This is a genomic window from Streptomyces sp. NBC_00433 (assembly GCA_036015235.1).
Taxonomy (GTDB): Bacteria; Actinomycetota; Actinomycetes; order Streptomycetales; family Streptomycetaceae; genus Actinacidiphila.
In genome coordinates, this window is record CP107926.1 from 1,723,585 (window position 1) to 1,738,097 (window position 14,513).

The window sequence follows — 14,513 nt, forward strand, 5'->3', positions numbered from 1 at the left end:
AGGATCCGAACCTGCGACCCCTTGACCCCCAGCGCAGGGGGCGCCGGCGGGGATCAGGCGGTCCCGGAGGCGTCCGGCGCGGCGATGACCGTACGGCGCACCTGGCACCACTCGGGCGCCTGCCCGCCCTGCCAGCGCGGGTCGCCGCTGGCGGCGCGGTCCCGCTCGGCGTCCAAGAGCGCGCCGGTGGGCAGGCTGCCGAGCGCGAAGTCGCCGACGGCGCCCTCCTCGAACGGGTCCACCCCGATCGCCCGCGCCACCAGGGCGCTGTCGCCGCCGCCGAGCCCGCACGGGGCCAGGCCCATCGCCGTAGCCACCAGGTAGAAAGTCTGGTAAAGCGCGCCGACGTTCCGCAGCGTAGTGGCGTAGGCGATCCGCTCGTACTTCCAGGCGAGTCGGGAGAAGCGCGAGGTGACGGTGACGACCGCGTCGGGGGTCTCGCCGCCCTTGGAGCGGGTGGCGGCGGCGAGCATCGCGTCCACAGTGGCCGCCTCGGCGCAGACCTCCACCAGGACGTGGCGCCACGCGTCGTAGTGGTAGACGGCGCGCTCCAGCCCCTCGACGCGGTGAGCGGTGACGTAGACCTCCAGGTCTTGGGAGCCGCCACCACTGGGCGACGGCCGGTCCGCAGCCTCGTAGGGCATCTGCCGCTCCGGATAGGGGCCGAAGCGGGCTCGGGTCCTGGCGGTGCGGAAGAGGAACTCGCCGAGGCGGCGGACGGTGGGGCCCGCCGGGCCGTAGGAGCGGATCGACTGGCGCGCTTCGAGGATCTCGCTGAAGCGCGGCTCGTCGGGGGCCAGGCGCAGCTCGGCGGGGCGGTACAGCGCGACGGTGCGGCCGGTGTGCGGCGGGCGGACGGCGGGCTGCGGCTCGACCTCGCCGAGCAGGCGGAAGGTGGCGCCGTAGGGGGTGTTCTGCCAGCCGAGGCGGGAGCGGGTGTGCATCAGCAGGTCGACCGGCGACCACTGGCCGAGCACTCCGGTGTCCTCGGCGAACCTCCCGCCGCCGGGCTCCTCCTCGTCGGCGGCGACGACCAGGCCGTACGCGGCGAGCCAGCGGACGAGGTCGCGGGCGGCGGGCTCCGGCAGGAGTGTCTGGTCCGCCGCGTGCCGGGCGAGTGGGGCGGCGGTGGCCAGCGCGCCGAGCAGCGCGGTAGCCCGGGGGTCGGTGAGGACGACCGCGCTGGTGGTGAAGGCCGAGTCGACGACCGTCCGCCCGCCGACCGCGTGCAGGAAGGCGCCGCGCGAAAGCCGTACGAGGGTGCTGTCGGCGAGATCGGCCGGGGCGGCGGGGGCGGCCCCGGTCATGGGCGCGGCCTGGAGGAGTTCGGTGCCGCCGAGGTCGAGGTGGCGCCGCAGCAGGCCGGACAGCGCGCCGGCGAGCCGGTTGAAGCGGGCCAGCCGGTGCGCACAGAGCACCGGGTCGGGATCGTCGAGCAGCGACTCCTCGGCGGCCGTGCGGTCGAGGCCGGACGCGAATCGGGTCAGTGCCTCGGCGAGCACCGGGTCGGCGGAGCCCAGTGGGGCGGAGGCTGTGTCGGTGCGCAGGAAGAGGCGGCCGTCCGCGGCGGCGAGGGTCACGCCGTCGGGGAGGGAGTGGCGCAGCGTGAGATTGGTGGCAGCCGCAGGGTGCACGGCCTGGGACTCGGCCGCCAGAGGTTTCGGGGGTGCGCTGGTCATCGATGTCTCCCGGCTCGTCGCAGAAGGGGGGGCAGATGGTGCGGAGGTCGCTCCGGTGGACGGAACGGCCGCGAGTAGCGGGGCGCTCGTGTGCGGCGGGGCCGGGGACGTCACAGGAACATCGCCACCGGGTTGAGGTCGGCCTCCGCCGTGGGCGCGTCGAGCCAGCCGAGGGCGACCGGCACGTCGTAGAGGCGGCCGGGCGCGAACCGGGCCCAGAAGTGCCGCAGTCCCGGCACGACGGCCTTCATCACGGGCAGCCCGATGTCGGGCCGGGTGAAGTCCAACGCGTACGTCTCCAGGCCCGCCGTCGTGCACACGTCGATCGCGTGCCGCAGATCACGGGCGATGTCGCGGCTCGGCTGGTGGCCGAAGGAGTCGAGCGACACCGCGGACCGCGCCGCGTCCGGTGCGAGGTAGGGGTGGTCGGCGAGGCGAGCGGTGGCCCACCAGCGCAGTTGGGTGGGGTCGGGGAAGCGGTAGCCGCTGCCGTCCGTGGCCACGTCCACCACCGCGGGCAGGAACTGGTTGAGCTCCGACAGCGCGCGGCGCAGCGCGACGCGCGGGTCGAGGTGCGCGCCGAACGCCAGCAGGATGTCTTCGGCTGGCTTGTCGGTACGGCGCGAGGCCGCGACGAAGACGGGGACGCCGAGGTCGTTGGTCACGTCGAGCACCCACAGTTCGCGGCCGACGCTGCAGTACGCCTCGCGGCAGCGCGCCACGAAGGGGTCGTCGGAGGTGTCCAGGTCGACCGCGGGACGCGGCACCCGGTTGTACCACCACATAGCGACCGCGTCGCGTTCGAACAGCTCCATCATGCCCTGGAGCAGGGCGTCGTCCGGGGTCGTACCGGCCGCGCAGCCGTTGGAGTCGGCCCAGGCGTAGATCTTGTCGTGCGGCTTCGGATAGAAGTAATAGTGCTGCATCGTGGGCATGTAGCGGGTCGGGCCGCCGGTGAGGGAGTGGATCGGGGACCACTCCAGCGGCATGTTCTCATCGAACGGCACGCCGACGTACGCGAAGCTGCTGTCCCCGGCGTTCCAGCGGTCGCGTTCGCGGTACTGCCGTTCGCTGAACTGCGCGAGGCTGTTGGGGTGGATCGCCTGCTCCCCCAGCTCCCGGTAGGTGGCGGTGATCCTGGCCTCGTCGCCCTGGAAGAGGCCGGAGTAGCGCTCCACGGCCTCACAGACCGCGCCGACCCGGGCCTGGAGCGCGGTGCTGCCCTTGCCGGACGCACGGCTGCGCAGGCCCTCGCGGAGCGCGTCGAGTCCGACGGCGCCGAGCGCGAAGTTGTGGCCGGCGATGCAGGTGTGCACCACGCCGTCGGGCAGCCGGGTGTCGGCGATCCGCGGTGTCTCGATACCCGCGATCACCCCGGTTATCGGGCTGATGAGCTGCTCCAACTCGGCCATCAGTGCTTCGGGTTGCTTGGTGCGGTAGCCGCCTTCGGTGAAGACCACCGGGAGTTCGGCCGCGAGGGTGACCGGACGTCGGCCGAGGCGTGCCTGCAGGTCCGCCTCGCCGCACTCGGGGCATTGGGCGCGGTGGACCGGCGGGTGCTTCACCGTGGAGGCGGCCAGCGGATGCAGCACCTCCACGTGGCCGTGTCCGGGGTCGAGTTGCTCTCCTGAGCCGCCAGTGGCGCCCGCGCCCGCGACGCCCGCCGCCCAGCGCTGGACCCGCAGCGTGATGGACTGCGCGGCCAGTCGGCTGGTGGACGGGACAGCTGCGGGCACCGGCACCAGCCGCTGGCCGGTGCGCTCCTCGACGTAGGTCTCGACCATGCGGTTGCGGCGCAGGCGGAAGGCCAGGCAGTGCCAGCAGCCGGTGGTACCGGGCTCGAAGAGCGGGCCGATCCAGGTGGAAGTGCCCACAGGGCGGGCGAGCAGCCAGGGCCGGCCGGTGGCCCGTGCCGTGCGGTCGATCTCGGCGAGGGCGGGGTGCAGGTAGTCGTCGGCGAGGACCACGCGGAGGGTACCGGGGGACGGGACCGAGGGTGCGGCGGGGCGGCCCGCGCTCCCCTCGTCACCGGTCCGGGCGGCCTCGGCGGCCTCGGCGGTCCCGGTGTCCTCGGCCGTCCCGGCGCTCACCGCGTTCGGCGCCGCGGACAGGCAGGTGATGCCGGCCTCGGTGAGGGCGTGCCGGACCGGCTCGGTGTCCACGTCACCCACGGCCACGACCTCGCAGGTCAGCGCGGTGACCGCGGCCAGTGCCCGGTCGCCGACGAAACCTCCGCCCTCCCACAGCGCCGCGGCGACGGGGTCGACACGGTCGTCCCACTCGACGACGTAGCCGCGAGCCCGCAGCTTGCCGAGCGTGTGGTAGACGATCTCGGGCGGATGGGTGTCGGCGAGCGCGGCGACGATCTCGTCCTGGGTGTGCTTGCCGGCGAGGTACGGCACCAGGCTCTGGGTCACGGCGCCCGGTACGGCGTAGGTCTCGCCCTCCGCGAACAGGTAGGCAGCCTCGGTGGGCACCACCCCGACGGTCAGGTGCGGCCGGAACCGCAGGACCTTGCGCGCGGGTACGGCCTCGTCGGTGGCGTCATTCATGGGCACACTCCTCATCGGGTCGGGCCGAGCGTGGGTCCGCCCCGGCGCGTGTCATTCGGCGGTCCCGTCAACGGGCGTTGCTGGGTGGGCAGTTCGAGCAGGCTCACGGACGCGTAGGCGTGGCCCGCGCCACGCAGCAGGGCCAGCACGACAGCGGGGATGCCGTCGAACACCGACAGTTGGTGCTCGGGCGCCGCGCGCCGGTCGGGCAGGTAGCCGACGGAGTCGCCCCGCGCGCACAACTCCGCCGCCACCATGGAGAGCTGCCGCCGGGCCCGCCGCCGGTCGGCTTGTCTCGCGGTCTCGGAGCCAGCCACGACGGCGGCGAACTCGCTCTCGGCGAGGAGCCGCGTGCTGTCCAGATCCGCGAGCGCGGCGGAGGGCAGCAGCGCCGGTTCGCCCGGGCGGTTGGGGCCGCGCCAGGCGGCGAGGGCGCCCACGTCGGCGCCGCACGGGCGGAAGTCCCCGAACACCCGTGGGCCGGGCGCTTCGCCCGTGAGCAGGGCGGCTCGCCGGAGGGCGTGGGCGATGCCGGGGGCGGCCGTCGACGGGGACGGCCCGTCGGCCGGGTGCGCCGGGGACCGGCCGGCCAGGTGGAAGGCGATCACGGCGGCGAGTTCGCGGGTGCGCGGGAGCCAGCGGTCGCGGTCGCCGGCGGCGGCGAGGTCGGCGGCGGCGACGAGGAGGCCGGACAGGCCCTCGGCCAGGTCGGGTCCGGCCCCACCCAGCACCTCGATGCCCAGGCCCGGGTCGCGGTGCAGGGCCACCCACCCGGGTCGGCCGTCCGCGTCCCGCAGCGCCCGCCGCCACACCCGGTCGAGCAGACCGCCGGCGCGTGCCACGAGCGCGGCGGGCGCGGCGGCCGGGCGGCGGCCGGGGTGGGGCGGCACCGGGCGCCGGTTGCCGCTGTGCACGTCCACCAGGTGCTGGCAGGAGTAGAGCACGGCGAGGTCGGCGCCGGGCCCGTCCGGCGCGTCGGCTTCCCCGTCCGTACGGCCCTGCGCGGTCGCCGGCTCCCGCGCGAGGCGGCGCAGGCGGCCGGGGAACGACCAGCCGCCCCGCGGCGCAAGCAGCCCGGGGACGCGGGCTCCCGTCGATGTGAGGACGTCCTCCTCGCCGACCACGTGCCTGTACAGCGGCACGTCGAGGCGCCGCAGGTCGTGGATCTCCGCTGCGGTCATCGCCCGTCTGGCGCTCTGCTCGGGCCCGCCGGCCGTGGCCCGGAAGAGGCGCGCGAGGACCGCCTCGCGCCGCCCGGCGTCGGTCAGTACGTTCGGCGAGCCGGCGGCGCGCATCAGCGTGTACGCGTCCCAGGTCCCGGACCACATCACGCGCACCACGGTCCCGGCGAAGGCGTGCGCGGCCCCGTCCTCGGCGAGCAGCCGTTCGGCCCGCGCGGCGAGCACTGCCCCGGCCTCGCGGTAGCCCTCGGCGACCTCGTCGACGTGTTCCCGAGGATCGAGGGTCCGTGTGCCGGACCACGCCATGCTCTCCGGTTGCCAGGTCAACAGCCCGTCGCTGAGGCCGAGATCGCGCCCGGCGGCGGCGAGCCGGGGCACGCCGGGACGGTAGGGCATCCGCTTGCGGTCGGCGGGACTGCACGAGCCGACGTCGACGGCCGGCTCGCCGGGGCCGAGGACCACCGGGGCGGTGACCAGTCCGGTGGGCATCACAGTGCCGTCGAGGAACTCGGCGACCGGGTCGCCGGACGGCGCGAACCTCGGATGCGCCAGCGTCTCCAGGTCCACGAGCACCGGCACGTCGCCGTGCGGCCGGATGTTGTCCTGCCACAGGTCGCGGCCCTGCAAGAGGGTGCAGATCCGGATGAGATGACCCAAGTGGCGTGCGTAGGAGGGGAATTCGGCGGGATCAGCGCACCCGGCGGTGGGGACGTACTCCTCCCACGCGTAGCCGTCACCGAGCACCAGGCCCCTGCGGTGCGGGGGACGGCCGGGGAAGGCGTCCTCGATCTGCGCGAGCAGCGTGAAGTACGCCGCGGCGCACCGCAGATCGCGCGGCTTGTAGACAACGCGGGCGCCGGAGGCAAAGCGCAGGACGGCCACGCTGCGGCCGTCGTCGTGCGGGTCTCCGGCATCGCCCTGGACGTGCGCGAGCGCGCCGGGTGCCCGGCCGCCGAGGAGCTTCGCGCGCAGTCGGGGCAGGTCGCCGGCGAGCCGCAGCAGCATCTCCCGGGTGGCGGCACGCCATTGGCGCACGGCGGTGCCCATCAGGTAGCCGAGAACCGGCAGCGACTCCAGCCGACGGCACCAGTCTCCGCGCGAACCGTCGATCTCGACCGGGCTCAGGAACCGCAGGTCGAAGTCGAGGCTGGGCCCGGCCACCGCGCCCACCCGGTCGGTTCCCTGGGCCGCGAGGTCCGTCACGGCGCTGTCGGACACGTCGAGTGCCGTGCCCTGCGCGGCGATACGGTCCAGGTCGCGCCGAAGCAGGGTCTCCAGCGCGTCGTGCAGGGTCCGTTGCGGCGCGCGCAGCCCCTGGTCTCCCACCGACTGCTCGGGCAGGGCGATCAGCAGCTCGCCCAGCTCGACGGCCCATCGGGGCGGTTCGACGATGCGCCCCGGGTCGAGGTCGGCGAGCGCGGCGAGCGGGTCGGCGCTGCCGAGCACCCCGGTGGCCAGCGCGGCGCGCACCTGTGGCGCGTCCAGGTCGCGGGTGCCGGCCGCGGCGAGCGCCCACTGCTCCGCGCGCCGCCTGGTCCCGGCCGTGCCGGGCGTCGCGGCGGGTGAGCGCAGCCGGTCGTGCGGTGTCGCGCCGGCGGTGGTGACCCGTATCAGCAGGTCGGCCACGTCGGACGGGGGCGCGAGGCACGCCGAGCGGTCCACCTGGGTCATGCGGTGCCTCCTGACGGGGTGGCCACGGGTACAGGAACGGATGCGGGCCGGTGGGCACCGGAGCCGGGGTCGTCCGCAATGGGCTGCGGGGCGGGTTCGGCGGCGGGTCCCGCGCCATGGACGAGGGTCGCGAAGACCGAGCACCCGGCCTGGAGCGTGGCGAAGTCGCCCGTGGCGACGACGCGGCCGGCGTCGAGGACCACGATGCGGTCGGCCGCGCGCAGCGTCTCGACCCGGTGGGTGACCACGACGCGGGTGACGCCGGTGGCGGCGACGCGGTCGAGCAGGGCCTTCTCGGTGGGGCCGTCGAGACCGCTGGTGGCCTCGTCCAGGACCAGCAGCCGGGGGTGACCGGCGAGCGCGCGGGCCATCAGCATCCGCTGGCGCTGGCCGCCGGAGACCATGCGACTGCCGGTTCCGACCGGGGTGAACAGCCCCATCGGCATGGCCCGCACCTCCTGCGCGAGTCCGGCGATGGCCAGCGCCCGCCATATCTCGGCGTCGTCGACAGCCGGGCGACCGCCCGCGACGGTGGCACGGATGTCGCCGCCCGCGGTGGTGGCGTCCTGGAGCACGGCGGCGAGCGAGCGCCGCACCGCGACCGCGTCCAGACCCTCCAGTTCCCTGCCGTCGAACCGGACTTCGCCCTGCGCGCACGGTGCGAGGCCGAGCATGGCGCGCACCAGGGTGGACTTGCCCGCACCGGACGGACCCACCACGCCGACGAGTTCGCCCGCGCCGGCCGTCAGGTCCACCTCGTGCAACAACTCCGCGCCGCCAGGGGCGCGTACGGTCACGCCATGCAGCGAGACGCTGCCCGGGGGATCGGGGACGGCGCCGGACGGCTCCTGTTCCAACCGGACGACCTCGAGGATTCGGTCGACGACGGGCACGGCGCCGTACGCGGCGGTGCCGAGGGTGCCGGCCTGGGCCACGGCCATCACGAACTGCGACAGCGCGATGTTCACGGCCAGCAGCCGGCCGGGGCCGAGGCTGCCGCCGAGCAGGTGCGGGCCCTCGAGCAGGAGGGCGTAGAGCACGGCGGGCAGGGTGCCGAGCAGCCCGGCGGTGGCCGACTGCCATCCGGCGGCGCACAGGTCGGCGCGCTTCTGCTCCGCGAAGACCGCCAGCCAGCGGCGGAAGGCGTGCTCCTCGCGGCCGGCGACACGGATCTTGTCCAGGCCGCGGATGATCTCCAGCAGGGTGCCGGACGCCCGTCCGTACGCGTCGAACACCTGCCGGTCGTAGCGGAGTTGACGGCGGCCGAAGCGGATGACGAACAGCACCGCGAGGAGCACGGCGCCGACGGCGGGGATGCTCGCGAGCGGTTCGAGGACGGCGAGCACCACGAGGCTGGTCACGCCGAAGACGAGGTTGAGCGCGGCGGAGAGGGTGACCGTGCCCAGCATCCGGCGGATCGTGTCCACCCCGGCCAGCCGCACCACCAGGTCGCCGGCGGAGTATTCACCCAGCCGCCAGGCGCGGGCCCGCAGCAGCCGGTCCAGGATCGCCGGTCCCAGGACGGCCTCGGCGTAGGACTCCACCCGGGCGACGGCGAGGTTGCGCAGCAGCACCAGCCCGGCGTAGACGACCAGGCCGAAGCCGCTCAGGACGGCCAGTTCGCGGATGGCACCGGAGCGGTGGCCGAGGACCGCCGTCAGCGCCAGGGACCCGGTCGTCGGCAGCAGCCCGCCGAGCAGGGCGGCGGCGATGCCGGCCGTGATCAGGTACCCGAGGTCGCCGCGGCGCCGGGCATGACCGAGGACGTCGCGCAGTCGGCCGGCCGGCAGCGGCACGGTGACCTCGAACGCCCACGGGGCGAGGTCGGCGGCCGTGGCGTCGTCCCAGTCGGAGAACTCGCCGAACTCCGGATCCACCAGACGGTATCCGCGCCGCCCGCCCGGCAGCAGCACCACGGGGGCGCCGTCCTTCCAGAAGCCGAGCAGCGGGTGCAGGCCGTCGCGGCGCCAGCCCGCGCCGAGGCGGACCGGGCGCCCGCGCAGGCCGTACCGCTCCAAGCGCTGCGCCGCGGCGTCCGCCGCGGCCACGGGCTGCCCGGTGGACGTGGACGGCTGCGCCGGGGAGACGCCGAGGTGTGCCGCGAGCAGGCGGCAGCAGTCGTCGAGCGGGGCCGCGGAGGAGACCGCCGCGGCCCCGGCGGCGGTGAACAGGTCGAGGGGAGCGAAGAGTCCGGCCGTGTCGGTGTTCATCGCACCCCCACCTCGCTCCGGTCCGCGCCGCCATCGTCCGGGCCGCCACCGTCCAGGGCACCGGCCGGCGGCTGCGCCTCCCTCAGCGTGCCACCGCGCACGACCACCTCCCTGTCGCAGACGTCCACTGCCGAGCGGCGATGCGCGAGCATGATCACCGTCACCCCGCGGCGGCGCAGCCGGGCGAACAACTCCCGCTCCACTGCGCGGTCGAGAGCGCCGGTGGCCTCGTCGAGGATCAAGACCGAGGGGTCGGTGAGGAGGGCGCGGGCGACCTCCAGCCGCTGCCGCTCACCGCCGCTGAAGTTGTCCCCGCCCTCGGTCACGACGGCGGCGTGCGGACCGCCGCGGCGGGCGATCACCTCGTCGAGGCAGGCGTCGTGCAGCGCGCGGTCGAGGGCCCCGGGGGCGGTGTCGTCGTCCCACAGCGTGAGGTTGTCGGCGACGGTGCCCGCGAACAGCTCGATGTTCTGGTCGACCCAGGCGACGCTGCGCACGAGCACGCCGCGCGGCCAGCTGCGCGCCGGCCGGCCGTCCAACAGCACCTGTCCGTCCTGGGGTTGGAGCACGCCCGCCAGCAGCCGGGCCAGACTCGTCTTGCCCGCGCCGGTCGGGCCCGTGACGGCCAGCCACTCCCCCGCGCGGACGGTCAGGTCCACGTCGCGCAGGGCGGGCCGGGCGGGGTTGTACCCGGTCGTCACACGCTCCAGCCGCAGGTGTCCGGCGAGCCGTTCCCCGGTGTCCTCACCCACCTCACGGACCGCGCCCACATCGCTGCGCTCACCCAACAGGTCATCCAGGACGTCGAGTTGGGTACGTAGCCCCGGGATCTGGAGCAGTCCGAGCACGACCGCGGACGCCGCGGCGACGAAGGACCCGGTCAGGCTCTGGATGGCGAAGAGGGAGCCGAAGGTCATGTGTGTCGCCAAGATCCGGGGCGCGGAGACGAGGGCCACCGCGCCTGCGGCACCGACCGCGAGGACCGCTGCGGCGCTGTTGATGCCCTGCTGCTGCCGGGTGTGCAGCGCGCTCGCGCGGACCGCGACGGCGTGCCGCGAGGTCCAGTAACCGACCACCTCGGCCTCCCCTCCACTTCCCTTGACCGCGTCGATCGACCGCATCGCAGCGAAGCCGACGGCGTCGCGGCGCATGGTGAGCCGCTGCTCGATCACGGCTGCGGCCGCCTGCCGGCGCCAGCTGAACACCGGGATCGCGACGGCGAGCAGGCCCAGGCCGACCGCGGTCAGACCGACCACCCGGTCCTCGTGCACCATCACCACGCCGATCAGGGTCGCGTTGACCACGGCGGCGAGTCCCGGCACGACCTGGTAGGTCAGGCCCTGCGCGAAGGCGTCCGCGGACTGCACACGGCTGGCCATCGCCCCCGGCTCGCGGCGCAGCAGCGCGGCGCCCTCGATGTGCAGCAGTCGCCACACCAAGTCGACCGACAGCGTCAGCGACTGCCGGATCTGGAACCTGCCGAGTATCTGGTTGAGCGCGGCGGCCACTCCCCCGGACAGCACGCCCGTCGCCAACAGCGCCGCGCCGAGTTGCAGTTGTCCGGCCGAGCCGCCGGCAAGCAGCGCGCCGGCCAGCAGCTTGAGCACCATCGCGAGCGCCAGTCCGGCCGCGCATGCCACCAGGCTGAGCAGGACCGCGACGAGCACCCCGGTCCACTGCCCGGCGAGCAGCCCGGCGATCCGGCGCAGTGTGCCGGCCCGCGCGCCGCCGGGCCGGAAGTGCGGGCCTGGTCCGGCGACCAGCACGATGCCGCTCAGGTCGGGGGCGAGGTCGGCGACCGATCGGCGGTGCCGGCCGAGCGCGGGGTCGACCAGGGTCGCCGTGCCGCCGGACACGCCCTCCAGCACCATGAAATGACGGTCCCTCAGATGAACGATGACCGGCAGCGGGAGGTCGGCAAGGCCGGTGACCTCCGCACGGCCGTCGCGCCACGTGGTGGTCACCCGCACGGCCCGTGCGGCGAGACCGTATCCGCGCGCGGCGCGCACCAGCGTGAGCGCGTCCACGCCGTCCCGTGACGCGCCGGTCGCCTCCCGCAGTTCGCGCAGCGAGACCCGGCGGCCGTGGCAGGCGAGCACGGACGCGAGGCACGCGGGAGCGCAGTCCGTCTCCTCGGTCTGCGGCACGTACGGCACACGGCGGGCGCGGCGGCCGAGCGCGAGGGGCGCAGAGCGCATCAGTGGCCCCCCACCAGCGCGTCGATCGGCCGTACGGACCCGGTGCGCACGTCGGCGACCAGCGGGATGAGCGCGGGGACCTCGGAGGACTCCTGACCGCTCAGCGCGAGGCGCGCGGAGCCGGTCACGCCGAGGGCCCGCATCGACACGGTGACCAGCCGGTACGGTCCGTCACCGGACACGGCGAGCCGAGCGGGCAGGCCGCCGAGCATGCGGCTGATCTCGCTCCCGGTCATCGGATAGCTCCCGATGCCGCTCACCGTGCCGTCCACGGTGACCACGGAGTCGCCCGAGGACAGCCGCGCGGTCACGGAGGAACCGGCGGCAGCCGGGTAGCCCCGGTCGGCCCTGACGAAGAGCCAGCCGGTGAGGCCGCCGTCGCTGAGGTCGACCGACACGACCGGCGTCCCCGGCGCCACCGCCGTGCCGGGCGCGGACACCACGCCGAGCACTGTGCCCTCGGCGGTCGCCGTGACGGGGCTGCGGCGCCCGGACGCGGTCTGCACGACGGCGACCTTCTCGCCGCGCCGCACCGCCTGTCCGGGCTGCACCGCGACGCTGACGACGGTGCCGGCGGCGGGTGCGGGCACCGGGCTCGGGCCGTCGCCGTGCACGAGGACGCCGGTGAGGTGCACGGAGCTGGGCACGGTCCCGAACACCGACCAGCTCACCAGGCCGAACAGCGCGACGAGGATCACGCTCAGGGCCAGGGCGTAGCCGCTCGGCACCAGCCGGATCCGTTCTCCGGCGGTGCGGGCGGCGAGGGCGAGGCGTCCGTCCACTGCGGCATCGGTGTCGTCGTCCAGGTCTTCGTCCGGGTCGCCTGCGAGGTCCGGGCCTGTGTCCGGGTCTGGTTCGGGACGGAGGGTGCCGTCGGCCCCGTCCGCGGCGGTTCGGGGGCGCTCGGCACCGTCGGTCGCGTCGGAGCGGCGGGGCGGCGGCTCCGCCCGTCCTGCCGGTCGTCCGGGCGCTCGGACCCGCCCGGACCGGGCATCGTCCGGCGCGGGTGGGAGGACGGGCAGCCCCTTCTCGGCCGTATCGGCCATATCAGGCACTCCGTTCGCGGGTAAGGGGGTCAGCGGCGTGCGGGACCGGGCGTACGGGGAGGTACGCGTAGCCGTTCACAGGGGCGTGCCGGTGCGGCCTCGCTCCCGGGAGCAGGTCCACCCGGGCGCAGCGGGCGGCGAGATGGCGCAACACGGCCGCCCCGACGAGGTCGGCGTGATGGCGGCCGAGGCAGACGTGCTTGCCGTGCCCGTAGGCCAGCGCGCCGTCCTGCCGGGCCCGGGGGTCCGGTGCTCCGGGCGGGCCCGGCGCGCGCTCGGCGTCCTCGGCGACCGCGGCGGCCAGCAGGACGACGGCGGTCCCGCCGAGGGCCAGTCGGCTGCCGCCGATGGTGACGGGACAGCCGGCCCGCCGGGCCAGCATGCGCAGCGGCGGTTCTGTGCGCAGGGCGGCGCGGAACGCGTCGAGGGCGGTGGCCGGTCGCGCGCGCACGGCCGCGAGCCACGCCGGGTCCGCGGCGACCACGCGTACGGCCTGCACCAGGGCCTGGCTCAGCGTCTCCAGACCATTGACGAGCAGCAGCACGAACAGCCCCACGGCTTCGTGCGGTCGAATGTTTCCCGCGCGCGAGGCCGCCGCGATCGCATGGAGCGGGCCGTCGGCCGCCTCGGCGATGGCGCGCTCGGCGTACCCGCGCAGTCGGGCCGTCCCGGCCACGACGGCCCGCTCGACGTCGGGTGCCACGCCGCCGGTCTGCTGTGGGCTGAGCTGGTCGCGCAACAGCTGTGCCCAAGAGATGAGTTGCGGCTCGTCCTCGACGGGCAGCCCCATCGTCATGCGGGCCAGCCGGATCGGCAGCGGGTCCGCGAAGGCTGCGACGAGGTCGAACCCGGCCGGTGCCGGCATGTGTTCGGCGGCCACCGGGCCGGACGCGCCTTCGGATCCGGAGCCGGTCACGCCCGCCGCGGAAACGGAGCCGGAGCCTGCCGACACGGCCTCATCCCAGGTCCGCTCGACAAGCGCGGTGATCGCGGGTCCCGTCGCCTGCGCCGCTCCACGCGAGAAGTACGGCGCGACCACCTGGCGCAGCCGCGCGTGCGACGTGCCGTCCTGAAGGCTGAACATGGCGTGGTAGAGCGCGTCGATCTCGCCGACGGGGCTGACCCGTACGGCGGGCACGGCGGGTTCGTCGGAGCCGACGAGCAGCCGCGGGTCCGCGAGCAGCGCCCGCGCCTCGCGCGCTGCGGTGACCACGGTCAGACCGGGCGCGACGGCCACCACCGGTGCGACGCGGGCCAGTTCGGCGGGCGTGCGGTGGAAGGTCCCGCCCACCGGGGCGCGGTCTCCCCGCAACCGCGCCATGATCTCGCCGACCGCGTGCAGCCGTTCGGCGTCGTCGCCCGGAAGGACCGTGTTGGCTGCGGCGGCAGGGCCGACAGCCGCACCCGCACCACCGTCCTTACCCGCCCCGTCCTCCGAACTCGCCCGGCTGCCTTCGGTGTTCGCCGTGCCCGCCATCGATCACTCCTAACTGCGCGTGAGGTGGTCGGACGCGGGGGGCCCGCGTCCGACCGTGATGTGCCGCCGGTCAGCAGGCCGTCATGACCGAGCCGATGCAGGCGATGGTCGTCGCCGAGCTGCAGCAGGGGGGCGCGAGACCGCCGACCGTGCTGAGCAGGCCCAGCGCCTCGTCGTCGATCTCCTCCACCGGCGCGGCCGGCACCTCCAACGGCTCCGCCGACGCGATGCCGCGCTCAGCGAGCACCGCCAGCGGCTCGGCCGCGTAGCGCGCCGCGAGGTCGCCGTCGCTCCACACATCGGCCACCAGTGCGCCGAAGCGGCGCCGTTCCTCCGAACTCAGTTGAACCTCGCTCATCGCACATCCCATCTGTGGTGGGGACGCCCGGACCGCGCTCGGTCCGGGCAGGGGGAGGACCAGCGCGCACAGCGAGCGGTGATCCGTGTCCTACGAACCCGCGCCGCCGTGGGCGTCGGGTTTCCGGGGCCTGGGGGTCGG

General features: G+C 75.1%; 8 protein-coding genes. All 8 read right to left on the reverse strand.

Translation table 11 applies throughout. The annotated features are described in order from the left end of the window. Window positions 1-53: 53 nt before the first annotated feature. Window positions 54-1,679, reverse strand: a complete 1,626-nt coding sequence (locus tag OG900_06885; GenBank protein ID WUH89868.1) for a SagB family peptide dehydrogenase — start codon at window positions 1,677-1,679, stop codon at window positions 54-56. A gap of 110 nt (window positions 1,680-1,789) precedes the next feature. Further along, complete coding sequence (locus OG900_06890; protein ID WUH89869.1) at window positions 1,790-4,231, reverse strand: TOMM precursor leader peptide-binding protein; 2,442 nt, start codon at window positions 4,229-4,231, stop codon at window positions 1,790-1,792. Between the two features lie 11 nt (window positions 4,232-4,242). Further along, window positions 4,243-7,083 (reverse strand): type 2 lanthipeptide synthetase LanM, encoded by a 2,841-nt coding sequence (locus tag OG900_06895; protein WUH89870.1) that lies wholly within the window; start codon window positions 7,081-7,083, stop codon window positions 4,243-4,245. Beyond that, on the reverse strand, window positions 7,080-9,293 hold the full coding sequence (locus OG900_06900) for an ATP-binding cassette domain-containing protein (protein ID WUH89871.1): 2,214 nt from the start codon (window positions 9,291-9,293) through the stop codon (window positions 7,080-7,082). Before OG900_06900 ends, OG900_06895 begins: the two co-directional genes overlap by 4 nt. Then, window positions 9,290-11,491 (reverse strand): ATP-binding cassette domain-containing protein, encoded by a 2,202-nt coding sequence (locus OG900_06905; protein WUH89872.1) that lies wholly within the window; start codon window positions 11,489-11,491, stop codon window positions 9,290-9,292. The genes OG900_06900 and OG900_06905 overlap by 4 nt, the downstream gene beginning before the upstream one ends. Continuing rightward, the gene (locus OG900_06910; GenBank protein ID WUH89873.1) at window positions 11,491-12,537 is read right to left on the reverse strand and encodes a hypothetical protein; all 1,047 of its coding nucleotides are present in this window, start codon (window positions 12,535-12,537) and stop codon (window positions 11,491-11,493) included. The genes OG900_06905 and OG900_06910 overlap by 1 nt, the downstream gene beginning before the upstream one ends. A 1-nt stretch (window position 12,538) precedes the next feature. Beyond that, on the reverse strand, window positions 12,539-14,014 hold the full coding sequence (locus tag OG900_06915) for a cytochrome P450 (GenBank protein WUH89874.1): 1,476 nt from the start codon (window positions 14,012-14,014) through the stop codon (window positions 12,539-12,541). Between the two features lie 70 nt (window positions 14,015-14,084). Then, window positions 14,085-14,372, reverse strand: coding sequence for a hypothetical protein (locus OG900_06920; GenBank protein ID WUH89875.1), 288 nt, complete (start codon window positions 14,370-14,372; stop codon window positions 14,085-14,087). Between the last annotated feature and the right edge of the window lie 141 nt (window positions 14,373-14,513).